At 55.8% G+C, this 26,846-nt stretch carries 22 protein-coding genes; 9 read left to right on the forward strand and 13 right to left on the reverse strand.

Annotation, left to right across the window (positions count from 1 at the left end; translation table 11 throughout):
- The first annotated feature begins 58 nt into the window (after window positions 1–58).
- The 3 genes from ACSMDR_RS01015 (at window position 59) to ACSMDR_RS01025 (ending at window position 3,769) form a co-directional block, all read left to right on the forward strand.
- On the forward strand, window positions 59–1,504 hold the full coding sequence (locus tag ACSMDR_RS01015; protein WP_436466721.1) for a bifunctional 2-methylcitrate dehydratase/aconitate hydratase: 1,446 nt from the start codon (window positions 59–61) through the stop codon (window positions 1,502–1,504).
- Window positions 1,505–1,746: 242 nt separating this feature from the next.
- Window positions 1,747–2,037, forward strand: coding sequence for a YebG family protein (locus tag ACSMDR_RS01020; RefSeq protein WP_005905088.1), 291 nt, complete (start codon window positions 1,747–1,749; stop codon window positions 2,035–2,037).
- 475 nt (window positions 2,038–2,512) lie between these two features.
- On the forward strand, window positions 2,513–3,769 hold the full coding sequence (locus ACSMDR_RS01025) for a tyrosine-type recombinase/integrase (protein ID WP_436468166.1): 1,257 nt from the start codon (window positions 2,513–2,515) through the stop codon (window positions 3,767–3,769).
- Between the two features lie 721 nt (window positions 3,770–4,490).
- On the opposite strand, the gene ACSMDR_RS01030 is transcribed toward ACSMDR_RS01025, so the two are convergent.
- Window positions 4,491–4,844 carry a hypothetical protein gene (locus ACSMDR_RS01030; protein ID WP_436466722.1) on the reverse strand — a complete coding sequence of 118 codons (354 nt, stop codon included), beginning with the start codon at window positions 4,842–4,844 and terminating at the stop codon, window positions 4,491–4,493.
- Between the two features lie 321 nt (window positions 4,845–5,165).
- Here ACSMDR_RS01030 and ACSMDR_RS01035 point away from each other — a divergent pair, with 321 nt between their 5' ends.
- Window positions 5,166–5,360 (forward strand): DUF3653 domain-containing protein, encoded by a 195-nt coding sequence (locus ACSMDR_RS01035; protein ID WP_436468167.1) that lies wholly within the window; start codon window positions 5,166–5,168, stop codon window positions 5,358–5,360.
- Window positions 5,361–5,392: 32 nt separating this feature from the next.
- On the opposite strand, the gene ACSMDR_RS01040 is transcribed toward ACSMDR_RS01035, so the two are convergent.
- From ACSMDR_RS01040 to ACSMDR_RS01090, 11 genes are all read right to left on the reverse strand, one after another.
- The gene (locus ACSMDR_RS01040; RefSeq protein WP_436466723.1) at window positions 5,393–5,725 is read right to left on the reverse strand and encodes a hypothetical protein; all 333 of its coding nucleotides are present in this window, start codon (window positions 5,723–5,725) and stop codon (window positions 5,393–5,395) included.
- Window positions 5,726–6,063: 338 nt separating this feature from the next.
- Window positions 6,064–6,390, reverse strand: a complete 327-nt coding sequence (locus ACSMDR_RS01045) for a hypothetical protein (RefSeq protein ID WP_436466724.1) — start codon at window positions 6,388–6,390, stop codon at window positions 6,064–6,066.
- Between the two features lie 67 nt (window positions 6,391–6,457).
- Window positions 6,458–6,697, reverse strand: coding sequence for a hypothetical protein (locus ACSMDR_RS01050; RefSeq protein ID WP_436466725.1), 240 nt, complete (start codon window positions 6,695–6,697; stop codon window positions 6,458–6,460).
- A gap of 119 nt (window positions 6,698–6,816) precedes the next feature.
- Entirely contained in the window at window positions 6,817–8,019 is a 1,203-nt protein-coding gene (locus ACSMDR_RS01055; RefSeq protein ID WP_259236148.1) for a zonular occludens toxin family protein, read from the reverse strand.
- Between the two features lie 3 nt (window positions 8,020–8,022).
- A complete protein-coding gene (locus tag ACSMDR_RS01060; protein WP_436466726.1) occupies window positions 8,023–8,337 on the reverse strand; it encodes a DUF2523 family protein in 315 nt (104 codons plus the stop codon).
- 1 nt (window position 8,338) lies between these two features.
- Entirely contained in the window at window positions 8,339–9,712 is a 1,374-nt protein-coding gene (locus ACSMDR_RS01065; RefSeq protein WP_436466727.1) for a hypothetical protein, read from the reverse strand.
- A gap of 115 nt (window positions 9,713–9,827) precedes the next feature.
- Window positions 9,828–10,043: a major coat protein gene (locus tag ACSMDR_RS01070; RefSeq protein WP_310504052.1), complete on the reverse strand. Its 216-nt coding sequence runs from the start codon at window positions 10,041–10,043 to the stop codon at window positions 9,828–9,830.
- A gap of 4 nt (window positions 10,044–10,047) precedes the next feature.
- Window positions 10,048–10,281, reverse strand: coding sequence for a hypothetical protein (locus ACSMDR_RS01075; protein WP_259236151.1), 234 nt, complete (start codon window positions 10,279–10,281; stop codon window positions 10,048–10,050).
- A gap of 63 nt (window positions 10,282–10,344) precedes the next feature.
- The gene (locus tag ACSMDR_RS01080; RefSeq protein ID WP_259236152.1) at window positions 10,345–10,665 is read right to left on the reverse strand and encodes a CTX-RstB family phage integration protein; all 321 of its coding nucleotides are present in this window, start codon (window positions 10,663–10,665) and stop codon (window positions 10,345–10,347) included.
- A gap of 26 nt (window positions 10,666–10,691) precedes the next feature.
- Window positions 10,692–12,161, reverse strand: coding sequence for a replication initiation factor domain-containing protein (locus tag ACSMDR_RS01085; RefSeq protein WP_436466728.1), 1,470 nt, complete (start codon window positions 12,159–12,161; stop codon window positions 10,692–10,694).
- On the reverse strand, window positions 12,148–12,399 hold the full coding sequence (locus ACSMDR_RS01090; RefSeq protein WP_436466729.1) for a hypothetical protein: 252 nt from the start codon (window positions 12,397–12,399) through the stop codon (window positions 12,148–12,150). Before ACSMDR_RS01090 ends, ACSMDR_RS01085 begins: the two co-directional genes overlap by 14 nt.
- Window positions 12,400–12,523: 124 nt before the next feature.
- Between ACSMDR_RS01090 and ACSMDR_RS01095 the strand changes: the two genes are divergently transcribed.
- Window positions 12,524–12,895, forward strand: a complete 372-nt coding sequence (locus tag ACSMDR_RS01095; protein WP_436466730.1) for a helix-turn-helix domain-containing protein — start codon at window positions 12,524–12,526, stop codon at window positions 12,893–12,895.
- Between the two features lie 501 nt (window positions 12,896–13,396).
- The gene (locus ACSMDR_RS01100; protein ID WP_436466731.1) at window positions 13,397–21,937 is read left to right on the forward strand and encodes a GH36-type glycosyl hydrolase domain-containing protein; all 8,541 of its coding nucleotides are present in this window, start codon (window positions 13,397–13,399) and stop codon (window positions 21,935–21,937) included.
- Between the two features lie 99 nt (window positions 21,938–22,036).
- Here ACSMDR_RS01100 and ACSMDR_RS01105 read toward each other — a convergent pair whose 3' ends face one another.
- A complete protein-coding gene (locus ACSMDR_RS01105; protein WP_436466732.1) occupies window positions 22,037–22,639 on the reverse strand; it encodes a Crp/Fnr family transcriptional regulator in 603 nt (200 codons plus the stop codon).
- Between the two features lie 609 nt (window positions 22,640–23,248).
- Between ACSMDR_RS01105 and ACSMDR_RS01110 the strand changes: the two genes are divergently transcribed.
- The 3 genes from ACSMDR_RS01110 (at window position 23,249) to fabA (ending at window position 26,846) form a co-directional block, all read left to right on the forward strand.
- The gene (locus ACSMDR_RS01110; protein ID WP_436466733.1) at window positions 23,249–23,482 is read left to right on the forward strand and encodes a hypothetical protein; all 234 of its coding nucleotides are present in this window, start codon (window positions 23,249–23,251) and stop codon (window positions 23,480–23,482) included.
- A gap of 750 nt (window positions 23,483–24,232) precedes the next feature.
- Window positions 24,233–26,209, forward strand: coding sequence for a Lon protease family protein (locus ACSMDR_RS01115; protein WP_436466734.1), 1,977 nt, complete (start codon window positions 24,233–24,235; stop codon window positions 26,207–26,209).
- A 76-nt stretch (window positions 26,210–26,285) separates the two neighbouring features.
- The gene (gene fabA, locus ACSMDR_RS01120) at window positions 26,286–26,846 is read left to right on the forward strand and encodes a 3-hydroxyacyl-[acyl-carrier-protein] dehydratase FabA (protein ID WP_005905570.1); all 561 of its coding nucleotides are present in this window, start codon (window positions 26,286–26,288) and stop codon (window positions 26,844–26,846) included.

Genomic DNA, 26,846 nt, shown 5'->3' on the forward strand with positions numbered 1-26,846 from the left:
CGGCCTCTGCTTTGCGCCATGTTGCCGGCTCGTTCACAACAACGATAAGGAAATCAAGATGTCTGCCAACGTCGACCTCAACCACAGACCCGAACCGGATCCCATCCTGGTCGAGATTGCCGATTACGTCTGTCAGCAGCCCATCAGCAGCCAGCTCGCGCTGGATACCGCCCGCTACTGCCTGCTCGATACCCTGGGCTGTGGCCTGCTGGCACTGCGCTTCCCCGAATGCACCAAGCATCTTGGCCCCATAGTCGCAGGCACCCATGTGCCCCACGGCGCCCGGGTACCCGGCACCCAACTCTGCCTGGATCCGGTCAAGGCGGCTTTTGATATCGGCACCCTGATTCGCTGGCTCGACTACAACGACACCTGGCTGGCCGCAGAGTGGGGACACCCCTCAGACAATCTGGGCGGGATCCTCGCCACCGCAGACTGGCTCTCCCGCACCCGCATCGCCGAGGGCAAGGCGCCGCTCACCATGCACGAGGTGCTGGTCGCCATGGTCAAGGCCCACGAGATCCAGGGAGTACTGGCGCTCGAGAACTCCTTCAACCGGGTCGGCCTGGACCATGTGGTGCTGGTCAAGGTGGCGAGCACCGCCGTGGTGACACACATGTTGGGGGGCAGCCGGGATCAGGTGATCGATGCCCTCTCTCAAGCCTGGGTCGATGGCCAGAGCCTGCGCACCTACCGCCATGCCCCCAATGCCGGCTCGCGCAAGAGCTGGGCGGCCGGGGATGCGACCTCTCGCGCCGTGCGCCTGGCACTCATCACCATGAAGGGGGAAATGGGCTATCCCGGGGTGCTGAGCGCGCCCAACTGGGGCTTCTATGATGTGCTGTTCAAAGGCAACCGCTTCGCCGTGAACCAACCTTTCGCCAGCTATGTGATGGAGAATGTGCTGTTCAAGATAAGCTACCCGGCCGAGTTTCACGCCCAGACGGCCGTGGAGTGCGCGCTCAAGCTGCACGACGAGGTAAAAAATCGCCTCGATGAGATAGACAGGATAGAACTCAGCACCCATGAGTCGGCCATACGCATCATCAGCAAGGTGGGAGCTCTGAACAACCCGGCAGACCGGGATCACTGCCTGCAATACATGGTGGCGGTACCACTTATTTTTGGACGGCTGGTGGCCGAAGATTATGAAGATGACGTGGCGGCCGATCCCCGTATCGATGCCCTGCGCGCCAAGATGCAAGTGCAGGAAGACCAGACTTACAGCCGTGAATATCTGGAGGCGGACAAGCGATCCATCGCCAACGCCATCCAGATCTTCTACAAAGATGGCAGCCACAGCGCCAAGGTCGAAGTCGCCTATCCGGTCGGCCACCAGCGCCGTCGGGAGGAGGGGATCCCCCTGTTGCTCGCCAAATACAGGGCCAACCTGGGGACTCGTTTCCCGGCCAAACGAGTCGAAGCCCTCTATCGACTCGGCCAGGATAAGCAGGCGCTGTCTTCCATGCCGGTCAACGAGTTTATGGATCTGCTGGTGATCTAAACCATCTCCCTCCCATGATGAACTGCCCGCCTCACGGTGGGCATTTTTTTGCCTGTGTAAATCAACGGCAGCATCTTGAGGATTGCCCGGACAGGCTTCATCTCGGCCAGACAAGCTTGGGAGAGATGCTTTCGGGATAGAATGATGGCTCCTTCAACTCAATGAATGGGATTTTTGAAAGCAGAGTTGCACCACTGTATGTTCATACATATACTTTCCCTATCATCGATGAGGAGAAGATCATGGCCGTTGAGATCAAATACGTTGTCATACGTGGGGGAGTAGAGAAGATGACCTTTGCCAGCAAGAAGGAGGCCGATGCCTATGACAAGCTGTTGGACACCGCCGACGAGCTGATGTCGCTGCTGGCGGGCGCACCGATTGAACTCGATGCCAGCCAGCAAGAGTGTCTGGCTTTTTACCTGGCCGAGCAACGGGACCTGCTGCAAAACATCTTGCGCGGTGGCAAGGCCCAGCCAGTGGTGACCAAAGAAGAGAAGACCAAGGAAAAGCCGCTCAAGAGCGTCGCCTGACAGGGGCAGGGGGGCATTCATCTTGTTCCCCGCTACCGCTCGAATTAGCGAGCAGTTGCACGACCATTTTGTTTAGGTCCCTGTTGTTTACGCAGTCATATCACACCCAGCCATTGCAAACCGATGCACACTCCCCAAGTCCGCTTTCAAGCCATAACGCCACTGCGGACAGCGATCACTCGGCTAGCGTGGTGAGCCCCGCCATCGCCCAAACCAGGCCACTCGCCATTCAGGGCCATCATGCCATTTGCTGGGCAGCAGGCTGTTCCAACATAGGGGTAAATGCAGTTATTTGCATATTAAGTCATCTTTAAATCTATTTACCCCGAGAAATTTCTAACCAAAGCGCATTAATAATCACTTTTCTGCATATCGACAGCAGACCTCTTTTTGAGAGACCTCTACCCAGCAGGAGTTGCATTCCCGCTTCATTCAGGCAAACACCATGCAGATACAGATCCCACTCCCACCCGCCATGCCGCTGTTCGACGGACTCGCCTATCTGGAGTCAGGCAATGCCCAGGTCAATCTCCATCTGGCTCAGCTAAGTCTCAATCAAGTACCCGATGCGGGACTCGTCTACGAGCTTGCCGTCGACTGGTTGCTCGAGCAGCGTCACAGTGAAAACAACTACAAGACCTATCGCAGCGAGCTCACCACCTTCCTGCACTGGTGCTTTAGCGAGCTGGCCATCAGCCCGAAAGATCTGACCCGCCGCATCATGATGCGCTATCTCGACTACTGTCAGGCGCCGCCCCAGCATCTTATCGCCTATCGCAACGTGGCCCAGTTCGTCAGCGACAAGGAGTGGGGGGAACGGTTGCCCAATCCTCACTGGCGCCCCTTTCTCGGCAAACGTGAGCTGGGCCGCGAGCTGCCCTATCGCCTGAGCGAGCAGGCCATGAAGACCAAGCTCGCCATCCTGTCGGCCTTCTTTCAGTTCCTCATCCAGGAGGAGTACATGGAGAGAAATCCGGCCCTGCTGCTGCAACGGGTCAAGCGTCCTGTCGCCTGCGATCCTCACGAGCAGGGGCAGGCGTTTAGCGAGCTGCAATGGTCCTATGTGATGCAGGCCGCCGACACATTGGCCCGGGAGCAGCCGGAGCAACACGAGCGGACCCGGTTTTTGACCTGCCTGATGTATGCCTGCTACCTGCGGATCTCTGAAGTTGCGGCCCGACCCGGCTTTACCCCGGTCATGAGTCAGTTTCGCCGGGATGCCAAGACAGGGGTCTGGGGCTATTTCATTCCCCGCAGCAAGGGTGGCAAGCGACGCACCGTGGCCGTCTCCCAGGCTTTGCTAGAGGCACTCACCCGCTATCGACGTTTTCGGGGCCTGAGCCCACTGCCCACACCCGATGAACAGACGCCGCTCTTTGTGCGTCACAAGGCCGCCGCCCATGGCCGCGAGCAAGGCGAGCTCAATGCCAACCTTGGCATTCGCCAGCTACGCGATCTGATCGACACCCTGATAGGCAAGGCGGCCAGCTTGGCCGAGGTCGATGGCTTTCCCCAAGATAGCGCCGAAATGCGCGTGTTGACGGCGCACTCCATCCGCCACACCGGCATCACCCACGACATCAATCTCAATGGCCGCCCTTTATCCCATGTGCAGGCTGATGCCGGCCATGACAGCATAGATACCACCTCCAAGTATCTGCACACGGCCAACAGTGAACGCCATGAGAGCGCAGCCGCCAAACAGCTCGATCGCCTGCAAGGTGATCAATGAGGGGAAGCAATAGGCAGTGAGAGATAACAGATTAATCGTATTGATTGAGCAAGAGGCTTTGTTTGATACAAGCCATGGATCGGGGGAGGGCAAGCATCTATCGCGCGATCAATCGATAGACGAGGGTATTCACGTTGGAGGAGAAGGACAGCCGCCCATCGTCCTGCTCTCTTTTCTCAATATGGGGTCGGTGGGCAGGCCGAAACCCTCTTTTGAGTGCCTATGTCCTCTCTGTGCCCATCCCTTGCTCTGCAAAACAGGCTTTAAGGCTTTCCTAGCACTGGGGGAGGGAACGCCACAGCGCCGCACAGGTCTTAACCCCCCGGGTAGTAATACGGGGGGAATTCAATCCTCACATGCCCGATACAACCACGGGGCAGGGGTGTTATCTCTAACTTGTTGAAAAAGCTGTCACTAAGGGCTTGGTTTACAACCAATAGCCCCAATATCCGTATGGAGCAGGTCGCTCTTACTTTTGGAGATTTTATGCCTCATTTTTCGATAGGCGATACCGTCATTTATGAATGATAGAACGCTTACTGTTCATTTTGTTTCAGATGATCTGGAACGTGTGACGTGCGTTTACCTTGGTGCAGATAGGTTGTTTCACTCGATAGAGCTGAATGCTAACTTGTTGAGAAAAATACAAAAACGCTGATTTTGATGCCGATAAATCCAGTTATCGGCATTACAGAACCAAGGGGCTAAGGCCCCTTGATTCTCATTTCATTAAATCAGCTTTCATGGCATCCAGTAGGCCGTTGAAGGCTGAATTTCTCTCTGCCCGTGGCCCATCATTGGTATCAACAATTTTTTGTGCATACAGGGAAACTTCTTTGGATCCAAAGAGATTGCAGCGAGTCTGCCACAAAGCAAATGCCTTTGAGGCGGCGTCAGATGGTTCAACGGCTGCGTTGTGGAGTGCATCCAAGAGTCCCAGATATGCATTTCTTTTTTCTTCATACTGCCGATCTGTTCGCTTGGCTGATCGGGTTCTCCAGTCGCTGTAAACTGTGTTGATTAACGTTCCGATACCCAAGCCGCCAACGATGCCTGAAATCAATGTGTAATCCATGGAAACTCCTGATTATGAGATAGTCAATGCTACCACGGGCCTCTGGCCCCTTGTTCTACCCACAAGCATGACTGCGCATAATGTCGCGTATTGTTAAATGCCCATCTGAAACCTGCCGATAAGCCAGCCCACGCAATTTTGCTGGTTTATCAGGTATTTACTTGGATGGAACGAGAGTTGACCAAAAACTTCATTTTTCGTTGGTTTGAATGCGGTTTATCGAAAGAGGAGACGGCAAATCTATGTTTCGTTTCTGTGAGACAGGTCACATATTGGGATAAAGGTAGAGAGATCCCGCCTGTCTATAAACGGCTAATGCGGATGGCCTCGGGGCGGGAGTTGCCCACGATTTTCAAGGAATGGCAAGGCTGGCGGATGGCGAATGACTGCCTGATCTCGCCGACCGGCGTGAGGTTCGATAGAAGGAGGATTGAGGCCCTGGGCATGATCCATGTAGAGCGGTCGGAGAGACAGAAGGAGGCTTTCTCCTGGCGGAAGAAACTAGGCATCAGCTAGACAGGGGAGGGGGCGAAAGCCCCCTTTAAAAACTACTTAATGACAATCCTGTTAATCTTGTACACATTATCAGAGATCGAATCTATGCAACCGCTGAAGCAGAGCTTTTCCTGAGATTCTATAGATTCAAGCAAGAACGTAACTTCTTCGCCAAACTCCTTCCTTACTGTTAGAAAACCATCAACCGCCTCTTCTTGAGAAGATAATTGATATTCTTTAGGACAGGCTGGGCTGGAAGGTCTTTGGGGTGTAAGAACTTGCGGCCTCAGCACAGGGGCCAAGCTAAATTTCTGAACAGCTATCTGTTCTTTCTGATCTTGAATCGTCAAGTTATGCGTATCTTCTGTAACAGGATAAAGAATCATAATTACTTATCTATCAAATTGTTAAAGGTAGACTATCACAGCACAATTCCCCCCGTATTACTACACGGGGGGTAGGGCACAGCCGGCTCCCCTGGGCAGCCTGTCACCAGGACGGCGGAAGACCTTGAAAGCGGCTTGTCTACGACAGGAGGCCCAGGCAGTCACCACACGCGCCCCATAGCCTTCGGCTGGTCGCTCTGACTGGGGCATTAAAGACGGGTTTAGCAGGGAAGGGGGTGGCCCCAGACTCAGGGCAAGATGAGCATGTTTCGCCGCGAGGCGTTCAGAGGCTTAATCGACAACAGAGGGCGGCTTATAGGGGCTAGCGCCCCTCAATATCAAGCCTTGATTCCCCAACGAGCCAGCTTGTCACTTATCTTCTGCGAGTCCCTAGCAATGAAGTCTCGAAAACGTTCATTAGACGATTCGACTCCACATACACGAGCATCAAAATCTGGATCGGTCTTTTTTCTACGAAGGGTTAACGCTTTGACATAGGCAGCAGCGAGGTTTTCATTTTGGATGTATGCAGCCGCGCCTGGTCCACAGAAACGCCCTCCAGCAGACACATAAAGACTGTCCTTTTCAAGCTCACCAAACAGTTCAAACGGTACACGGTCTGTATGAATTACCTTTACCGTAAACCATTTTATTGGTTGTCCCATTTACACCTCGCTAATCCCTACCTGGACGGAGACATAAACATAACTCATATGGATCGCTATTCAAGCATCAGTGACCGGGCTTGAGGCGCGCGGCAGCAGCGCGAGCGCGACGTTTTGCCCGGCAGTGGTGCCGCCATTTATCTTCCAGGTCGAGGCCATATCCCACAAAGAGCCAGAGTAGGGGAAGCAGCGAGAACAGTGCCACCAGGGCAACACAGGCCCAACGAGCCTCGGCTGAATAGCTGGGGTTGCTCCCAAGGGCTACCAGGATGGCAATATCGAGGCAAATAACGAAGAAGATAAACACGAAATACCCCCTACAACCCCTAATAGGGATCACCCCCTACAACCCCTAATAGGGATCGCCATTTAACATAAGAAATACCATATCGCAGTCACTAAATTTATGTCCGGGTATCATTATTGTTATGTCCGGTCATCGCTAGGGGCCTCATTATTTTTGCCGCCGGCGAAGAGAGCAGCATTGACCCGCTTACGCAGTGCATCGCCATCAGGGTCGCAATACACATCCACTGGTTGTCCCTGGTACTGAATAACGGCATGACAAGCCGTCATAGGCTTCAAATCGACAAAGTATTGCGGCCACTCCTCGGCATAAATGGCTTGTTCGTCGTCCCCCTTGCGCAGGGCAAAGCAATATTCGACGTTGTAGACCTCTCGATCACTCTTGGTCAGAACATGGCAGTTGATAATCAGCCGATACCCAGCAAACGGCCCTACAGAAAGAACCCCACCACCAGACGCAACAGGAACGCCGCTAGGACGTACATCAGGATTGGCCTGATCACCCACCGCAGCAGAAGCCGAAACAGCGGGAGAAGCGGTTTGAGGGGCATTGCGAGGAGGGTCAATATAGCGAGGCTTGATGAAGCCAAAGAAGAAACAGCCTCCCATAATCGCCAGAAAAAATAGAATTTTAGGATCTCGAAACAGCGAGCTACCCGCGATTGTATCCGAGACCTTACCGGTTGTAGTCGAGTCATAAAGTTTGAAAACATGTTTGGGCACCTTATTAAAGGGTTTTGCCTGGAGAACGTCATTAGCACTAGAGCCGGAATTATCAGCAAGGTGAAGAACGGTTTTATAACGGCCACCAATACCCAGTAGCCCCATATTGGTATGACGAATGGCCGTTTCAGCTGCGGCCCGGATTACCTGGTGAACCTTTTTGATGTTCGGGGTCGTTAATACAAAGTCCCAGTTATGATGACGGTGCATATCAAAGGCCACGTCGATTGTTTCCGGTCTGCCATCAGCTTGAGCCGCAATAGTGCCGCCTGGATAATCAAGCCGGTCTAAATCGGTCTGCCGCCAGGAAGGCGGAAATACCCGTTGCACCTCATCGACCAGGAAGAATGCCCCTTTAGGTGCCCAGTGATAGAAGCGGGCCAAATGATCACGGCCCGTCTGGGATTCCGTCTCGACGTAAAGCACCTCAAAGCCATCAGGCACGGCCTTACCTAGCACCTCTCGGCAGCGTTCAGCAGTGAAGCCACGCACGTTGGTGATGATGTAGCGGCCTTCCTTGATGGCAGGGATCACATCGGTATGGATCGCGCCTGAGGACTTATACGACCCAGGTGCGCCGTGGTGGATCTTGATAGACATACATCACCACCCCATCATATTAAGCAGAAAGCGGGTAACGAAAGCCTGGGTCATAATGGCAAGTCCCTTGTCAAAATGAATATAAAGCAATATCCCTTTCATCATCGGAGGAAGGGAATTAAACGAGCTAGATATAAGCTCACTGAATTGGATATTTATGAGGATTTCCCTAGCAACATCCCATGAAAACGTCAGCATGAATATTTTAAATTCAACCCAGGAAACCGCGAACTTGATGACAATCCAGGCAGAAAACTGAACCATCATCGAGTATATTTCAGAAAAAAAGTCCTGGAAGAAATAGCCTAGCCACTCCATATCACCTCCTAAATATTATCATCAACGCCACCATGTAGAACAAGAACAGCAAGATGGCCGCCAATGTTTCCCAATAGCCGGATGCGTCGGGACAGACCGAATAGGTTTTATTGTTGAACGAGTAAAGCTCAAAACATTTTGGAACCTCAGCATTGCCAGAGAGAGAATAATCAAATATCTCTTTCACATCATCGCCAATCTCCTGATACTTATCAGTCAACTCCTTTTGCTTGCCTTTATATTCCTGCTCGACAGAAGAGACATCAAAATAACAATCCTGGCTTTCACAAAAAGGTTCATATTGCGAAGCTGCCATAAACATTGGGTTATTTAACGATCCAGGCATCTTGTCGTAATTGATACTCCCCGGCTCATTATTACCAGTGCCACCACCGTCACCACCGGCCGAACCACCTCCATTATTCAAGCTATCTCTCATCATGCCGTTAATAGAAGCAAGAGAACCAATAACTTGCCCTAATTGACTTGAGCTAGTTGAATTAAGGCTATTAACAGTGCTCGCGATAGAGCCCAAATCCCCCGACATTCTACGCAAGTTATTATCTACTGAACTGGTATTGCCACTAATAGACCCTATTGTGGACATACTGGACTGCATCATGGCCTGTATAGAGCCCAAATCACCACTACCAGAATTACCACCAGAACCACCACCAGTCCCATTCTTAATTATTGCATCACGAATAGATTGTAATTCTCCATAAGCATATGATGTGTCTTTTCTATAGTCCCACAATAAAGCCTGACGCTCGTTGTGCTGATTACTCCAGAAACTGGGGTCAAGAACAGTCTTCTGACTTATCATACTAAGATGCCCATCAATGCTATGAAGAAGCCTTATAACCCCAGCGTCGCCATTTGGATGAGCCTGAGTATTAAACGCAATCGTTGAAAGATCGTCCTTAATAAAGCTCAAATCACTTTCTAATCTAGTTCTTCCCTGCTCGATGGCATTCTGGACACGCCTAACATTACCTGACAACGCATCAAACGCTGGAGCAAGATTCGTGGAAGTACTAGGACCCACGATGGTAGGCGGTGCTGAAATCAACGGCCCACCAATATAATCAGTTATCGGAAATGGATCCCCATTCCCATTACCCCCATCATCACCCCCACCGTTACCATAGGTGCATTCGGTGCCCAGGGTCTGGATAGGGCCCATGGTGCCTGATGAAGGCAGTTCAACACATACGCCAGGACAACCAGCATTGCAGCCGCCAAGGGATGACGACTCGAACTTAATGCACATTGGCAGCGACGTACCAATGGGCAAATTAGAGAGCTGGATACCTGTCGGACAAGAAGCCAGAGCAGAGAGCGGAAACAGCAGCAACAGCAGAGCCAGACGCACCGGAACCCCCATTAAAAAAGGCGACCGGAGCCGCCTTGTGTCATATCGAAAACGATGAGCGATAGCCCTCGACAAAGAATAAAAACCAGAGCGTCCCAATGAGCAGGGACATGGATTAGACCTTGCGGAACAAGCTGATCAGCACACCGACACCGACGATCCCGGCGACAACCATGAGCACCAGGGGAGAGGTGGCATCCACATCGGCCTTGGCAGACTCAAGGGCCGCTTTTGCGGCATCCGCATTCGTACCCTCTGCGAACGCAGAAGCTGACACAGAACCAGCTACAACGATGCAGCCATTACGGAACAGGGTATTGATCTTATTCATGCAACTATCCTCTTTTTGCACCTACGATGACACGGGCAATAGCGCCCAGTTTTAAACCTAAAGCCCAGATAATAATTCCAGAACCAAAGGCAAGGCTTACATCGGATATATCAAACTGAAACCAATTGGATATATCCGTTAATTTGGTGTGTTCCTGGAGCGTCAGAAGCACATATTGACAGCTATCCGGTTGAGCGAGTTTGGTATATCCCTCAACGGTTATTTCTAAACAGAGCATGGTATCGCGCTCCCGTCGTCGGTCGCTGCGCGCCCTCGCTCCTCCTCCTTGAGCGCGGAGAAGTTAAAGGGGCTTCTTGCTGGCTTGGTACGCCACGACCACGTTGCGGGTCGGATTGCTGGGGTCGGCTTCCAGGACAAGATCCACGGCAACCAATTTAGGGCAGTCAGACAGCTCCTTAATGGTGGCGGCATCATTGCGCAGGGCCAATTGGCGAACCTCATAACCCCAGGAGGTGATATTACACTCAGGCTTGCTGACGTTATTTGCCGGAGCCAGATATTCGACCTGGGCAAAGTCATAAGGAACAGGCGAGCCAGATTTACGGGAAACGCCATAACCGTGAGTCACGCGAGTGACCAGAACACCGGACAGAATAGACATGTTATTACCTCGTTGAAGAACCTTATTTAGGTCGAAAATAGTGGCAGCTCGTCCAAATCTGGAGGGAGCGGCATTGATAACCGCGCAGGAATATCATCTTTCCCTAAATGCGCTGTTAATTGGTTAACAATCTTCTCAGGGGATAGCCCCTCAACACTTGCTAACCAATTGACAAGGCGACCCGCCATCTTGGACATATTAAAAACGGCGTTATCCCTGGACGTTTTGAACTTATTTTTAAACGTGGTCACACGGACGGGCGTTATATCCCCTTCCTGGACAACGGCCAACCATTTAGCAAACTGCGGATACATGCCCGCAAAATAGGGGTCTGGGTTTACCAGGACATCGAGCGGGATAACACGGTCTTTATTGTGTAATTCGCCCTCAGCGCGAACCCAGTGCGGGTGCTCGGCTGATTGCATCTGTTTGCCCTTCTCATATATGCGGCAGCACTTGCCATTGATGCGGCTACCCACATATAAGCTGCACCCCTTGCTGGGCACCATGCCAAACCGCTTGGCGATACCCTTGGCAATCTCAGCAATGACGAACTCACCGGATTCTATCTTCATCCAGGACGGCGCTCGGCCACGCTGCGGATGAAACTCGCCAGCCTCAGCCCCCGCGATAGCGCCCTGGTAAGTGATGTGTTCGCCACTGTAATCATCCAGGGCCAGATCCACCCGAGTGATGCGCACCCCAGGAACGTGAGAGATAACATTGTGCAGAGCTTGGAAATCCAAGGCCGCACAACCCACCCCAGAGAAACTGACCATGCAACCATGGTTGGCCGCACCCCAGGCGAGCAGACCGCAGGGGAGGCCATCACACAGCAAGTCAGCGGAATGGGAATAGCCGTGCAGACCAGAGCGACGAGCGCGCATGGTGAAACGAGGCGCAGGGATAGGGACGCCGATCTTCTGATTCAGCTCATGCAGCCACAGCTCTAACTCAGCGCAGCAGAGCGCATCCAGGAACTGAACGCCGTAGCTGTCGATCATGTCGTTGTAGGCTTCCCAATACTTGGCATCGGGCACCACCTCAAACTCGGAGAAGTTGAGCAGGGCAGAGCAGACCGCTTTGAGTTCCTTGCGCATGTCAGCCCGGGAGGTGTAACCGGAGCTAAGCGCCGTTTCCATCATCTGTGTCATGGACGGCGTGCACACAGGGGAGGGGGCCTTGATAGGTTGTGGCATCGCCGCGACCTTTTCGCAGAGTCGGGCGGTGACCTTGTCAAAGTGGGTAAGGGGATTGAACCCTGCCGGACGTTTCCACAGATAGCGCAGGCCCTCAACCGGTTTGGCAGAGAATGCAGCCTGGATAGTCTTGTTGTTCGTCTCGAAGCGAGGGATAGCCTTGAGCAGCGCACCTTGCTTGGCAAGGTCGGTCATCCGGCGCAATTCATCTGGTGCCCAGGTAAAGGACAGATAGTCGATCAGGGTCTTGTTGCCGATAACCCCATTTATCGGCATTACCGATTTATGACCAGTCATCGAAAAACACTCCCTGATCATAGAAGTCTTGCCATGTGTCCTCAGTCACCTCAACCAGCTCAAAGGCGGTATCGGGGTACGTCATCGACAGATAGATGCGCATCTCATGCAGATCGCGGAACATCTCGACCTGGCCCGCCACACATGCGGAAATGTCGCCCGTGGGCTCATCCTGCCAATAGACCTTGCGCTCAATCAGCGCGGGCAGATCCTGGTTTTGTGGGCTAGAGTGGGTCATATATGATGCAATCAAATGGTTGGTTGATTCCATTCAACCATGTGAAGAGTTGAATGGAAACAAGCCGTTTTTCGCCAAAATGGGTATGATGGGCCGATTGTCTAATCACTCAGGAGACAAAAACATGGACTCTAAAACGCTGCTTCTGGCCTACATGAGGGCCAAAAAGTACAGCCAATTCCAGGAAGTCGCCGCAGACCTGGGATTTACCAGCTCTTACATATCAGCAGTGAACAAAGGAAAGTCACAACTCACTGATGCCACTGCAAAAAAGATGGCAGAAGCAGCTGGTTTAGACGTCAGCGAAGTGCTGTTAAGCATGGCGGCGGTCAGAGAGGAAGATCCCGAGCTGAAAAAGGCTTGGTACGACATCCTGGCGAAGTATTCAAAAGGAGCAGGCACAGCGGTAGCCCTTGCCATAACTGTGTTTGCGACCCCTAGCGACGGGCCTAACCTTACTGCGCATAATGTATATTATGTTAAATTGAATATGTAATCCGAGCTGACTCCATCCTCTTGGCGTGTTCATGCGGGCTTGCCATAAGCCCTCCATTGCCTGCTTGGTCGAAGCCTTCTCTGGTCGCATGTCGGCGGTCCCGTGGGTTCGGGTGTTCTCATCGGAGCCGCAGGCCTTGATATGTACGCTAAAGAACAGACACCTGTTCCTCCCTTCGCCATAGTGCCTAAACAAAACACGTAAACAGATGCCTGAGCGCATTGCCTCGATGACGTGGCTTGGCTGCTCAGGCATGCGCCAGGCGATCGCCGCTATCGGCTTCCGCGTCTTGTCTCCCTCATCAATCGAACTGCCTGTCGCAACCTGGTCGCGCCACATCGTCATTAAGGCTGCCAGGACTCACCCTCATCATGCACTTCGATGGCGCCCTCGGCGCCGCCGTTTACGAAGAGACTTAGCTCATGTCAGACCAAATACGAAATGGATTGATTTCCCGGGATCACGGAGCAATGCCCCGTGGCGAAAACGTGGGAGATTCCCATGAACGGTTGGCGCACTAGGCTATTTGGTTCCAAGTCGGTCAGTACCCTCTGGCAGAACAAAGATCCCATTCGTGAGGAGCTGTTTGGCATAGAGCGGCTGGAGTCCCATGCCATCACCCTGGCAGAGGCCCAACCAGTCACCTCGCATCCTCTTGCGGTGCACTCCTTGCACTTGAGGTTGAAGGAGAATGAGGCTGTCTTGTCATCCGCCTACCTGGCCAGCGCGGCTGAACTCGAACTGGGAAATGAGCTGACCCATGCCGCTGAGTGGTTTATCGACAACTACCACCTGGTCGAAGCCCAGCTCTACGAGATCCGCAGCAGCCTGCCCCCCAGTTACTACCGTCAGCTTCCCAAGCTCGCCGAAGGCCCATTTGCCGGCTATCCCAGGGTCTTTGGCATTGCCTGGGCCTTCGTGGCCCACAATGACAGCCATTTCGATCCCGAGATCCTGAGTCGTTTCATTCTGGCCTATCAGCGCGTGCAACCTTTGACCATCGGGGAGCTGTGGGCGGTGTCCATCACCCTCAGGATCGTGCTGGTTGAAAACTTGCGCCGCCTGGTAGAGCAGATAACTCTTGGCCGCCAGATCAGAGCCGAGGCAGATGCTCTCTGTACCCGGCTGCTTGCCGCCGGTTGCGCGAGCAGCGCGCTGAACGAAGAGATAGCCTCACGGGCCAGCGACCCCTTGTCTGAGCTGTTCGCCGCCCAATTGGTCAAACAGCTGCGCGATCAGGATCCGAAGATCACGCCAGCCCTCGGCTGGCTCGAAGCTAGGCTCACGCAGCAAGGGCTCTCCGTCGAGGAGGTCGTGCTGCATGCACAGCAGCGACAAGGTGCCTCAAACGTCACTATCCGCAATATCATTACCAGCATGCGCTTCATCTCGGACATCGATTGGACCGAGCTGTTCGAGAAGATGAGCCTGGTGGATCAGCAGCTGCGGACCAGCAGTCACTTTGCCGAGATGGATTTCCCCACCCGCGACCTCTATCGCCGCGCCATCGAGCAGCTTGCCCGCCACTCTCCCCACGATGAGCAGGATGTCACGGCCAGGGTGCTGGCCGCCAGCCAGCATGCCGCCGAGACGGCGCAGGACGATCTAGCCCGCAGAGCGCAAGAACCCGGGTATCATCTGATTGCGCAAGGCAGGTTGGCACTGGAAGCCAGTCTCGGCTTTCGCCCCCCTCTGCGCCTGCGCCTGCATCGCTATCACTCCCGGCTCGGCATTGCCGGCTATGTCGGGGTCATTACCCTGCTGACACTGTGCCTGCTGGTGGGCGGTCATGGACTGCTCATGCAAACTGGCGAGCCTTGGTCCATCTGGCATGCGCTCTTTATCTTGTTCGCGTTCTTGCCCGCCAATGCCGCGGCCATCGCACTGGTCAACTATCTCATCAGCTGCCATCTCTCTCCCCTGCCCTTGCCCGCCATGGATCTCAGCCAGGGCGTCCCGGCCTCGCTGCGCACCCTGGTGGTCATCCCCACGCTCCTTACTTCCCAGTCCGAGCTGCTGGCGCAAGTGGAACAGCTGGAAATCCACCACTTATCGGGGATCAGTGGCGAGCTCAGCTTTGCCCTGCTCTCCGATGGCGTGGACGCCCCTCATGAAATCATGCCCAATGATGCCGCCCTGCTGGACGAGGCCAAGCTCGCCATTGCTCGCTTGAACCGCAAATATGGCCCGGGACCATCGGGGGATCGCTTCTTTCTGCTTCACCGTCATCGCCACTTCAACCCCAGCGAAGGCTGCTGGATGGGGTGGGAGCGCAAGCGTGGCAAGCTGTACGAACTCAATCGTCTGCTACGCGGAGCCGTCGATACCACCTTTATGATGCAGGAGGACAACCCCCCTGCTCTCCCCCGGGACGTGCGCTATGTCATCACCCTGGATGCGGATACCCGCTTGCCGCGGGATACCGCCAGTCGCCTGATTGGCAAGATGGCCCACCCCCTCAATCATGCTCATTTCGATGCAAGCCAGCAGCGCGTCACCCATGGCTATGGCATTCTCCAGCCCCGGGTCACTCCTTCGCTTCCCCTGGGTCAGGATGGCTCCTACTATCAGCGGCTCTACTCAGGCCCCGGCGGCATGGATCCCTATGCGGCAACGGTGTCGGACATCTATCAGGATCTGTTTGGCGAAGGCTCTTTCACCGGCAAGGGCATCTATGACGTCGATGCCTTCACTGCGGCACTGGCAGGACGGGTACCGGAGAACAGCCATCTGAGTCATGACTTGTTCGAGGGGATCTTTGCACGGGCGGGGCTGGCCTCGGACATTGAGGTCGTCGAAGAGTTTCCCTCGCGCTACGACGTCAGCGCCAAGCGCCAGCATCGCTGGACGCGAGGCGACTGGCAGTTGCTTGCCTGGGTCTACCATCAGCAACGCGGACAACATAGGTTGCCATTGATTGGCCGCTGGAAGATGTTTGATAACCTCTGTCGCTCCCTGCTGGCCCCAAGCGCCTTGCTGGCCCTGCTGGTCTCCTGGCAACTGCCGCTGGCCGTCGCCACGACGGCAGATCTGCTGCTGATTGGCGCCCTGGCCCTCCCCATCTTCTTGCCGCTGCTCTTTGCGTTTATTCCCCGCCAGCGCAACTTCTTATGGCGTCACTACCTGGACAAAATGGGCAATAACCTGCAGCGGGCCTTCATGCAGACGCTGTTCAGCCTCACCTTTCTCGCCGATCAGACGTGGCGCATGGCCGATGCCATAGTGCGTACCCTGTTTCGCCTTTCTCTATCTCACCGCCACCTGCTGGAGTGGACCACTACGGCGCAGACAACGGGGGCGCCGCGCCTGACCCGCTGGGGCTTTTACCGACTGATGACGGCGGGTGTGCTACTGGGACTCTGGATGAGCACGGTAACCTTGCTCAGTGCGCCCGGCGCCTGGCCGCTGGTCGTGCCCTTCGGCCTGCTCTGGCTGCTGGCTCCCCTGCTGGCCTGCTGGAGCAGCCAGCCGCGCTATTTCACGAAACAGATGGCGTGCAACGCACAGGAGGCGATGCAGCTGCGGCTGATTGCGCGCCGCACCTGGCGCTATTTTGAAACCTTCGTGACCGATCTCGATAACCAGCTGCCACCGGACAACTTCCAGGAGACCCCCAACGAGGTCATCGCACATCGCACCTCCCCCACCAACATGGGGCTCTATCTGCTCGCAGCCCTGGCGGCCAATGACTTCGGCTGGGCCGGGCGCGGCGCCACCATCAAGCGGCTGGAAGCCACCCTGGCCGTGATGCAACGGCTCCCTCGCTTCAAGGGGCATTTATTCAACTGGTACGATACCCGCACCCTGCTCACCCTGGAGCCAGCCTATGTCTCTTCGGTTGACAGTGGCAATCTGGCCGGTCACTTGCTGGTCGTTGCGACTACCTGTGAACATTGGCAGCAACAGACTGATAACGGCGAAATGGTCAGCGGGATAACGGATACCGCTCTCCTGGCGGATCAGGCGCTGCGCGCCTATCCCCGGCAAAATGGAGATGCCATCAAGGGCCTCGCCCTCTACCTCAAGGAAGTGCATCGCCAGTTGGCCGCTCAGCTCTCGCCGCAGCACCTGTTGCCGGATCTCGCACACCTGACACTGCAAGCGGCCAATGCGGCCCACCAGCTTGATCCCAAGGAGAGTCCAACCGAGCGGGGCGAGCTGCTCTTCTGGTTCGCGGCGCTTGCCCGCATGGTGGCAGAGCATCTTAAGGATCAGACCGAGCTCAATGCCCAGGCCTGCGGGCAGCAGGCCCGGCTGCAAGCCCTGGCAGAACATGCCCGCGCCCTTGCCATGGGCATGGACTTCGCATTCCTGTTTAATCCCGAGCGCAAGCTGCTGGCCATAGGCTATTCCCTCTCCGACAACCGGCTCGACAACAGCTGTTATGATCTGCTCGCCTCGGAGGCGAGACTGGCCAGCCTGTTTGCCATCGCCAAGGGCGATGTGATCACCAATCACTGGTTTAGACTCGGGCGCTCGGCGACCCCGCTGGGTCAGGCCGCCGCGCTCATCTCCTGGTCTGGCTCCATGTTTGAATACCTGATGCCCTCCCTGGTGATGCGGGCCCCCATCGGCTCGCAACTGGAACGCACCAACCGCCTGATCGTCGAGTTGCAGATCCACTATGCCCACTCCCTTGGCATTCCATGGGGCATCTCGGAATCGGCTTACAACGCACGGGATATGGAGTTCACCTATCAATACTCCAATTTCGGCATACCGCAGTTGGCCCTTAAACGTGGTCTGGCCGAGAGCCGCGTCGTCGCACCCTATGCCACCGGGCTCGCCGCCATGGTCAACCCTGTCGCCGCCCTGAAAAACTTCCAGCGCCTGGCGGGTCTCGGGGGCGCCGGACGCTACGGTTTCTACGAGGCCCTGGACTTCACTCCCTCTCGACTGCCCGACAACCAGAGCGTCGCCATAGTGCAGAACTTCATGGCGCACCACCAGGGAATGACCATAGTGGCCATCGCCAATGCCCTCCATGCCGGGCAGATGCGTACCCGCTTCCATGACGACCCCATCATCCAATCCTGCGAGTTGTTATTGCAAGAGCGCATCCCCCAGGAGATGGCCATTGTCCGGCCGAGGGCCGCCGAGATGAAGGCATCGCTCACCCCGAACAGTCAGGATGTCAGCTCGGTGCGCCGTCTCCCGTCATCGCGCCTGGGGGCACCGGTGACTCACCTGCTCTCCAATGGTCGCTACAGCGTCATGCTCACCAGTGCGGGGGCCGGCTACAGCCGTTGGTGCAATCTTGCCATCACCCGCTGGCAAGAGGATGCGACCCGGGATCATTGGGGCTCCTTCCTCTTCCTGCAGGATGTGAACAGTGGCGATACCTGGTCACCTTGCGCCCAGCCCCTTGGCAACTCTGATAGCAACGGGGAGGTTGTTTTCGCCGAAGATCGCGCGCAATTTGTCCATCATCACGACAAGCTGACCACCACAATGGAGGTGCTGGTGTCTGGTGAGGCCGATGGCGAGGTGCGTCGCATCTCGCTGAACAACCGGGGCCGCAGCGTGCGCAGCATAGAGCTAACCTCCTATGCCGAGGTCGTGCTGACCACACCGGAGGCAGACAGGGCTCACCCCGCCTTTAGCAAGCTGTTTGTCGTCACCGAATTTGTGGCCGAACTCGGCGCCCTGCTTGCCACGCGGCGTCCAAGAACCGCCGAGGAGAGCGAAGTCTGGGCCGGCCATTTCATCCTTGCCGAGGAGCCTCTCACCGAGCCCCTGCAATACGAGTCCGATCGGGCGCAGTTTATTGGCCGGGGTCACACCCTCGCCTCGGCCCGCGCCATGGGCCGTGACGCTCCCCTGTCAAATACCGTGGGCACAGTGCTCGACCCCGTGTTTTCACTGCGCCAGCGCGTGCACATCCTGCCTGGCAGCAGCACTCACCTTGCTTTCTGGACCCTGGTCGCCCCGTCACGGCAGGCGCTGCTCGATCTCATCGATCAGCACCATAATCGCCACTCGTTCCAGCGCACCAAGACGCTGGCCTGGACACAGGCCCAGGTGCAGTTGCATCACCTCAATATTCAGGCAGCCGATGCCGCCAATTTCCAGCGCCTAGCGGCCCCTTTGCTCTATGCCGACGCCAGGTTCCGCTCCCCATCGAGCACCATAGTCCGGGGCCTGACACGGCAATCAGCCCTCTGGCAGCAGTCCATTTCCGGGGATCTGCCCATCATGCTGCTGCGCATTGACGACATTGAGGATCTGGCGCAGGTTCGTGAACTGCTGCTGGCCCATGAATATCTGCGCATGAAACGTCTGGCCGTCGACCTGGTGATCGTCAATGAGCATGCCTCCACCTATGTGCAGGATCTGCAAAATGGCATCGACACGGCCGTGCGCAGCAGCCAGTCCCGGCCACGTTTTCATACCGAGCTGGCGCAGGGATCCGTCTATGCCGTGCGCATCGACTTGATGAGCGATGAGGTTTGCGCCCTCTTGTATGCGGCGGCGCGGGTCGTTTTGATAGCCCGCCGGGGCTCGTTGCAGGAACAGCTGGCCCGTCAGCCCGCCCTCCCCCCATTTGCCCAACCAGGGGGCGGAAGCAGGTTGCGGCATGTCCCCGCCCTCAAGCACCCGCATCACCCGGAGCTGGAGTGCTTCAATGGTCTGGGTGGATTTGCCAAGGCAGGGCGCGAATATGTCACCCTGCTGTCGGCAGACCAACACACCCCGGCTCCCTGGCTCAACGTGATTGCCAATCCCCATTTTGGCTTTCAAGCCTCCGCCGAAGGGAGTGGTTATACCTGGGCCGACAACAGCAAGGAGAACCAGCTTACCCCTTGGTCAAATGATCCTGTGACGGATCCGGCCAGTGAAGCCATCTACCTGCGCGATGAAGAGACCCTAGAACTGTGGAGCCCTACCGCGCAGCCCATTCGGGATGGTGGACCCTATATTGCCCGTCATGGCTATGGTTACAGCCGCTTCGAGCACCAGGCCCACGGCATCCACAGCGAATTGTTGCAGTTTGTCCCGGTCTCGGACCCCATCAAGATCTCGCGTTTGACGTTGCACAACCTGACGAATGAGCCCCGCCGCCTGTCGGTGACCTGTTACGTGGAGTGGGTGCTGGGCGCCAATCGCTCCGTCAGTGCCCCCTTTATCACCAGCCAGCTGGATGACAGCACGGGCGCCATGCTGGCACAAAACCCGTGGAATACCGCCTTCCCGGGCCGCGTGGCCTTCCTCGATCTCGGTGGCAAGCAGACAAGCTGGACCGCCGATCGCGCCGAGTTCCTCGGATTCCGTGGCCACTCGGCGGCGCCTGCGGCGCTGACCAGCCGCCATGCCCTGTCCGGTAAAACGGGAGCGGGACTGGATCCCTGTGCGGCACTGCAGATGCACATCGACCTCTTGCCTGGCGAGCGTCTTGAATGTGTGATCCTGCTGGGGCAAGCCACCTCGAACGAGCAGGCCAGCGCCCTTGTCACCCGTTATCGTCAAGGCCTCGATGAGGTGCTGGCGCAAGTGGATGCGCAATGGCAGACGCTGCTGGGCGCCGTGCAGGTCAGCACCCCGGATCGCGCCATGGACATTCTGCTCAATGGCTGGCTGCTCTATCAGACGATTGCCTGTCGGCTCTGGGCCCGCTCGGCGTTCTATCAGGCGAGCGGGGCTTACGGTTTTCGCGATCAGTTGCAAGATGGGATGGCGCTCAGCTTTGCCGCCCCCCAAAGCACGCGAGCGCATCTGCTGCGCGCCGCTGCCCGCCAGTTCAGGGAAGGGGATGTGCAACACTGGTGGCTGCCACATTCAGGCCAGGGGGTGCGTACCCGCATCTCCGATGACAGAGTCTGGCTGGCCTTTGCCACGGCGACCTACATTCAGCGCAGTGCCGACGACGGGATCCTCGCGCAGATGATCCCCTTCCTGGAGGGACAATCCCTGAGTGACGCAGAGCAGGATGCCTTCTTCCAACCCCAGGTATCCGAAGAGTCGGTCTCCTTGTATGAACACTGCGCGCGGGCGCTGGATCAGACCATCGCCCTCACCGGGCGCCACGGTTTGCCACTCATGGGATCCGGGGACTGGAACGATGGCATGGATCAGGTCGGGCGGGCCGGCAAAGGCGAGAGTGTCTGGCTGGGCTGGCTGTTGCTGCGCACCCTCACGCTGTTTGTGCCCCTTGCCCAGTCACGCCAGGAGGGACGTGCCGAGCAGTGGCTGGCTCATGCCGAGCGACTCGAGGCGGCACTGGAACGCCATGCCTGGGATGGCGCCTGGTATCGCCGGGCCACCTTCGACGATGGCACCTGGCTTGGCTCACAGGAGAGTCCGGAGTGCCAGATAGACGCCATCGCACAATCCTGGGCCGTGCTCTCGGGGAACGCCGATCCCACGCACGCCGGCAGAGCAATGGACTCCCTTGAGCAGTATCTCATCGACTACGATGAGGGGCTGTCGCGGCTATTCACCCCGCCGTTCGACAAGTTGACCCCAAACCCGGGATATATTCGCGGTTATCCGCCGGGACTGCGTGAAAACGGCGGCCAATACACCCATGCCGCCACCTGGGCCGTGCTCGCCTTCGCCCAATTGGGGGATGCCAACCGGGCTTATGCACTGTTCAACTTGCTCAACCCCATTAACCATGCTCTGGATGCTGCCGCCGTTGAACACTACAAGGTTGAACCTTATGTGATGGCTGCGGATATCTACTCAGTGGCGCCACACTGCGGACGTGGCGGCTGGACATGGTACACGGGGGCAGCGGGCTGGATGTACCAGGCCGGTATCGAGGGCATCTTGGGGATACGTCGGGAGGGAGCTTGCTTGTGCATCACCCCCACCCTGCCCGCACACTGGCCCGGCTTCAGCGCAGAGATAACGATTGAGAACACCCATTACACCATAGTGGTCAAGGCTGAAGGGCTGCTTGCCCAACAAGATGAACACATACTGCTCGATAGCGTACCCTTGCCCGCAGGCGGGACGCCACTGCGCATACCGCTCACCCTGGATGGTGGTCAGCACAGGGTCGAACTGACCCTCGCGACGCCAACCAGCTCCGAACGATAAGTGGACAGCAAAAATACCCCCCAAGTGGCCATGCCAATGCTGGCACCCTCGGGGGCAGCCACTTGGGCAGTGGCGGGACGCTGCGAGAACCTGGGGCGGTTAGGGTGTCAGATAAGGCAGCAGACGGTCTGTCTCCGCCTTGACCACGGCATAACATTCACAGCTCAACCGTTCAAGTTTGGGTCTGTCCAGCACCGTGATGTGACCGCGGCGATACTCTATCACCCCCAGCTTTTGCAGCTTGCACGCCGCATCGGTCACCCCTTCACGGCGCACACCCAGCATGTTGGCGATCAACTCCTGTGTCATGCACAGCTTATCGCCGGACAACCTGTCGAGGGAGAGCAGCAACCAGCGGCACAGCTGCTGATCTATGGTGTGATGGCGATTGCACACGGCCGTTTGGGCCATCTGGGTCAGCAATGCCTGGGTGTAACGCAAGACCAGATGCAGCATGTCCCCATGCAGATTGAACTCGCTCTTCAGCAAATGGCCTCTCAGGCGGTATGCACAACCGGCACTTTGTACCAGGGCGCGGCTCGTGGTGCTTTCCCCCCCCATGAAAAGTGCGACCCCAATCAGTCCTTCATTGCCCACCACGGAGATCTCGGCCGAGGCGCCGCTCTTCATGACATACAACAATGAGACGATGGAATCGATAGGAAAATAGACATGACGCAAGGTATCGCCAGACTCATACAATACCATTACCTAATGGCAGCGTGATAAACTCAAGGTGCGGAAGCAAACGTGAGTAGACCTCAGCAGGCAAGGCTGCCAGCAAATGATTTTGCTTCGGGTTATGTTCTGACATTATGTTGGTTCCATATATCGCCCAGTGTATTTTACTCGCATCACACGATATTGAATCGCATCACAAGCATACACCATGGACGTGCCCCAAAAATAAACTTTGACACGTCGAATTTTGCGTAATCAAACGCAACTTTATCAAACAATAAAGTAAGTACAAACCCATCAGGATGCAAATATATTACGCTATGTGTTCCATCGCACCGACACCATACAGCAGATAGGTCATATTCATATAGCTCTATCACATCGGCAGAAAAAAACATTTCATGCCGCGACAAAGAGGCTGGCTATTTCTCATCTGCCTTGAGTCACAACCCCTGCACATTGAGGCCACAAGATAGCCACTCAAAGGGATCTTACTCAGCACCTGAATGCGCATGGGTCATCGCCCTCCCCTTTCTCCATCCATGGTAAGTCTCATGCTCGTCAAGTTCGACAACTGCAGCAGAGCTGCTGATACCAGGCGATAAAGCATAGCGGATACGGAGAAACATCATGAACGCACCCCATGCTGCCGCAACAAAAGATGCGCCTGCCGATCTCGTCATGAAAATGCAGCAAGATGCCAATAGCGCAGTACACAGCACCCACCCCATCCTCGATAAGGTGACCCAAAACACTCATGAGGTGGTCGATAAACTTGTCGAAGCAGCTGGCTCGACTGCCACAACCTTGAGCGACACAGGCAGTGACTTGAAAAAAGCCAACGCCCGTATCTCAATAAAATGATCGAACAGATCAAACGCAATCCTGTCGGCAGCGTTAGCCTCGGCATTGCCATTGGCTTCATTATCAGCTGGTTGATAATCCTTATTTACTAGCCAAACAGGCATTAATTATTATCTGTAACAGGCATGGACTCCAATCCATGCCTTATTTTCGATGCGCTATCACCAAGCCATTGATAACTATATTTAACCCTCTAAAAATAACCTTCACCCCAATCATAACCAGAGAGTAGCGCTGTTATTTCTGATCTATGACCAACCACGATAGCCACCTCAATTACACAGTCACTCATAAATCAGGTTTCATTTAATTCCAAGAAAGGAAGATATATACAGCAGACCAATTTCTTTTAGATGGCATTGAATATAAGAGCGGCATTGCATTATCCAAGCAGTACAACCTGACCCTGCTTGAAGCCCCGCCCCTTGGACTGGCAATGCTCGCAGTACCGCTCTACCGGATGCAGCCAACGAGAGGTCCCGTTGCAAGGGCTGACGCCATGGCCGCGCGACCAGAGGTGGCAGGGGGATGTCGCGCTGTATGGCGAGCAAACCCTGGGCCCAGGGCCGGGATCAATCAAAAGACGCGGCATTAAATACTTTTTTATTAAAAATCAACAAGCTACTCCTATTTAATTGTCAGACTAGTCGCCGCAGACAGCCGTGATGTGCGCTATTCCATTTCCTGTTACGTATATGCGAACTGTGTATAATGGCAACAATTGCTTCTCTCTCCGACCGGATGTCTTAATTGGCTGAATTAACATCAGAACAACTGAAACCCGCTTTTGCGATTGACCGCTTTGCGCCCCTGAGCGAACTAGACCCCATCCCCTTCGCCGCCTTGCAACCCAGAGCCATCTCCGGCATCAAGCGCCTGGCCAGTTTCGATGGCGATTGCCCCGTGATGTTGATCAATGGCTTCCCCGGTGCAGACTACGAACAGGTGTGTCGTACCCTGATCGCCGACACCCATGGCAAGGATGGTGACCTGTTCGACCTCTGCTATACCGAGAACCTCAACAACCCATACAAGCCTATCTGGCTGCGGTTACAGCCGGGCACTGGGGTCGAGTTTTGCGAGATGGTTGGCGAGTTGCTCAAGCTGATGAGCCACCACCTGGATGCCGAGCGCCTGGTTACTCGCATCATGCGCAAACAGAAAAATGACCCCAAGATAGCCGATTTTCTCTCCGACCTGGCGGCGCACGTGGCGCAGGGGCTCGAATTCCAGCACCCTGTACTGATCAATCTGCTGATCCACCATGAAGCGCAGCAAGCCCCCGTCATCTATGGCCGGGACCTGAACTGGGACACGCTGTTTGGCTCCATCAACTATCAGACCGAACAAGGCTCCGTCTATGCCAACCAGCATCTGCTGGAGCCGGGTCTGATGCGTGAAGCCAATGGCGGCTATCTCATCTTGCAACTCGATGAGCTGCTGGATCAGCCCCATCTCTGGTTCAAGCTCAAGAATGCCATCTTCAAGGGCGAGCTGGACTGGAATGCCTATCAGGAAGGCAAGACGCTGACCCCCTTCTTCACCCCGGAAGCCACCCCCATTCGGCTCAAGCTGATCCTGGTGGGCGACAGGCTCGAGGTGGCCGAGTTCCAGATGCTGGACAGAGACATGTCCGAGCGTATCTTCCTGCGGGCAGATTTGGTCTCCGAGGTCGAGATTGATGATGAACTGCCCGATTTTCTCGGTTATCTGGCCTGGATACGTCAACGCTGGTCGCTGCTCGACTTTACCCCGGCCGCCCAGGCCGCACTCTGCCGCCATGCCAGCCGGCTCTGCGACCATCAGGAGTGGCTATCTCTGTCCGAGGTGCAGCTCACCGCCCTGATGCGCCTGGCCGACAGCCTGGCTCGGGAGTTCGAGGCCGAGATCATCGAACATGATCATATTGTGCATGCCCTGGCCGAACAGGATTATCGCCTCAACTATCTGGTCGAGCAGTCCGATCAGGGGGTCATAGACGGTCAGATCCTGTTGCAGACCGAAGGGGAAGAGATTGGCCAGATCAATGGCCTCTCCGTCATTCAGGTCGCGGGCCACCCCTATGACTTTGGGGAACCTGTGCGCCTTACCGCCACTGTTCATTTGGGCGATGGCGATGTGGCGGATATCGAACGCAAGGCGGAGCTGGCTGGTCATATCCACGCCAAGGCGATGATGATCATTCACGGTTATCTCTCCAACAAGTTTGGTGCCGAGAACCCCTCGCCGCTGTCGGCCAATCTGGTATTCGAGCAGTCTTATCATGAAATTGACGGCGACAGCGCCTCCCTGACCGGGCTCTGTGCTCTGCTCTCCGCCCTCGCCCGCCAGCCCATCTATCAGCATTTTGCCGTGACCGGCGCCGTCGATCAGTTTGGCAATGTGCAGGCGGTTGGCGGGGTTAACGAAAAGATTGAAGGCTTCTTCCGGGTATGCCAGATCCATGGCCTCAACGGTAAGCAGGGGATCTTGCTGCCGGGCACCAATGCGCAGCAGCTCAACCTCTCCGATGAAGTGATCGCCGCCGTCGAACAGGGTCTGTTCCATATCCACCCGGTGGATCATGTGGAAGAGGCCATCGAGATGCTGACGGGCTGTGTCGCTGGCGAGCCGGACATGGCCGACACCCTGTTTGGCCGGATCCAGCAACGACTGGACGATCTCAACGGCACCTTGCCAAAAACAGGCATAATGCGCACCATACTGGGCCGTCTGTTTGGCCATTAACAAGTGATCGGAGTTGTTTAGCGCACATGTGTACGCTAGATTGGCTCCGCTTTGACTCATATGAAGGATACACAGCGTGACCCAAGATAAAACCGCCTCCGCAGCTCCCCTCTCCCTGTGTGAACAAGGCAAGACCTCGTTCTCTCGCGAAGAGCTGCTTGCTTGCAGCCGTGGTGAACTGTTCGGTGAAGGCAACAGCCAGTTGCCCGCCCCCAACATGCTGATGATGGATCGCATCGTCACTATCAACGACAACGGCGGCGAGCACGGCAAGGGTGAAATCGTGGCAGAGCTCGACATCACGCCGGATCTCTGGTTCTTCGATTGCCACTTCCCGGGAGATCCCGTCATGCCTGGCTGTCTGGGTCTGGATGCCATGTGGCAACTGGTTGGCTTCTTCCTTGGCTGGAAAGGTGGTCCCGGCAAAGGCCGCGCGCTGGGCGTGGGCGAAGTGAAGTTTACCGGTCAGATCCTGCCAACGGCCAAGAAGGTCAGCTACAAGATCACCTTCAAGCGGGTCATCAACCGCAAGCTGGTCATGGGGATTGCCGATGGTGTGGTCGAGGTGGATGGCCGTCCCATCTACAGCGCTACCGATCTGAAAGTGGGTCTGTTCAAGGACACCACCAGCTTCTGA

This window comes from Aeromonas molluscorum (assembly GCF_051376105.1).
Classification (GTDB): Bacteria; Pseudomonadota; Gammaproteobacteria; order Enterobacterales; family Aeromonadaceae; genus Aeromonas; species Aeromonas molluscorum.

Bases quoted from the DNA above. Each gene is read 5' to 3' on its own strand.
- ACSMDR_RS01015 (WP_436466721.1), top strand. From the start codon at position 59: ATGTCTGCCAACGTCGACCTCAACCACAGACCCGAACCGGATCCCATC.
- ACSMDR_RS01020 (WP_005905088.1), top strand. From the start codon at position 1,747: ATGGCCGTTGAGATCAAATACGTTGTCATACGTGGGGGAGTAGAGAAG.
- ACSMDR_RS01025 (WP_436468166.1), top strand. From the start codon at position 2,513: ATGCCGCTGTTCGACGGACTCGCCTATCTGGAGTCAGGCAATGCCCAG.
- ACSMDR_RS01030 (WP_436466722.1), bottom strand. From the start codon at position 4,844: ATGGATTACACATTGATTTCAGGCATCGTTGGCGGCTTGGGTATCGGA.
- ACSMDR_RS01035 (WP_436468167.1), top strand. From the start codon at position 5,166: ATGGCCTCGGGGCGGGAGTTGCCCACGATTTTCAAGGAATGGCAAGGC.
- ACSMDR_RS01040 (WP_436466723.1), bottom strand. From the start codon at position 5,725: ATGATTCTTTATCCTGTTACAGAAGATACGCATAACTTGACGATTCAA.
- ACSMDR_RS01045 (WP_436466724.1), bottom strand. From the start codon at position 6,390: ATGGGACAACCAATAAAATGGTTTACGGTAAAGGTAATTCATACAGAC.
- ACSMDR_RS01055 (WP_259236148.1), bottom strand. From the start codon at position 8,019: ATGTCTATCAAGATCCACCACGGCGCACCTGGGTCGTATAAGTCCTCA.
- ACSMDR_RS01060 (WP_436466726.1), bottom strand. From the start codon at position 8,337: ATGGAGTGGCTAGGCTATTTCTTCCAGGACTTTTTTTCTGAAATATAC.
- ACSMDR_RS01070 (WP_310504052.1), bottom strand. From the start codon at position 10,043: ATGAATAAGATCAATACCCTGTTCCGTAATGGCTGCATCGTTGTAGCT.
- ACSMDR_RS01075 (WP_259236151.1), bottom strand. From the start codon at position 10,281: ATGCTCTGTTTAGAAATAACCGTTGAGGGATATACCAAACTCGCTCAA.
- ACSMDR_RS01080 (WP_259236152.1), bottom strand. From the start codon at position 10,665: ATGTCTATTCTGTCCGGTGTTCTGGTCACTCGCGTGACTCACGGTTAT.
- ACSMDR_RS01085 (WP_436466728.1), bottom strand. From the start codon at position 12,161: ATGACTGGTCATAAATCGGTAATGCCGATAAATGGGGTTATCGGCAAC.
- ACSMDR_RS01090 (WP_436466729.1), bottom strand. From the start codon at position 12,399: ATGACCCACTCTAGCCCACAAAACCAGGATCTGCCCGCGCTGATTGAG.
- ACSMDR_RS01095 (WP_436466730.1), top strand. From the start codon at position 12,524: ATGGACTCTAAAACGCTGCTTCTGGCCTACATGAGGGCCAAAAAGTAC.
- ACSMDR_RS01100 (WP_436466731.1), top strand. From the start codon at position 13,397: ATGAACGGTTGGCGCACTAGGCTATTTGGTTCCAAGTCGGTCAGTACC.
- ACSMDR_RS01110 (WP_436466733.1), top strand. From the start codon at position 23,249: ATGAACGCACCCCATGCTGCCGCAACAAAAGATGCGCCTGCCGATCTC.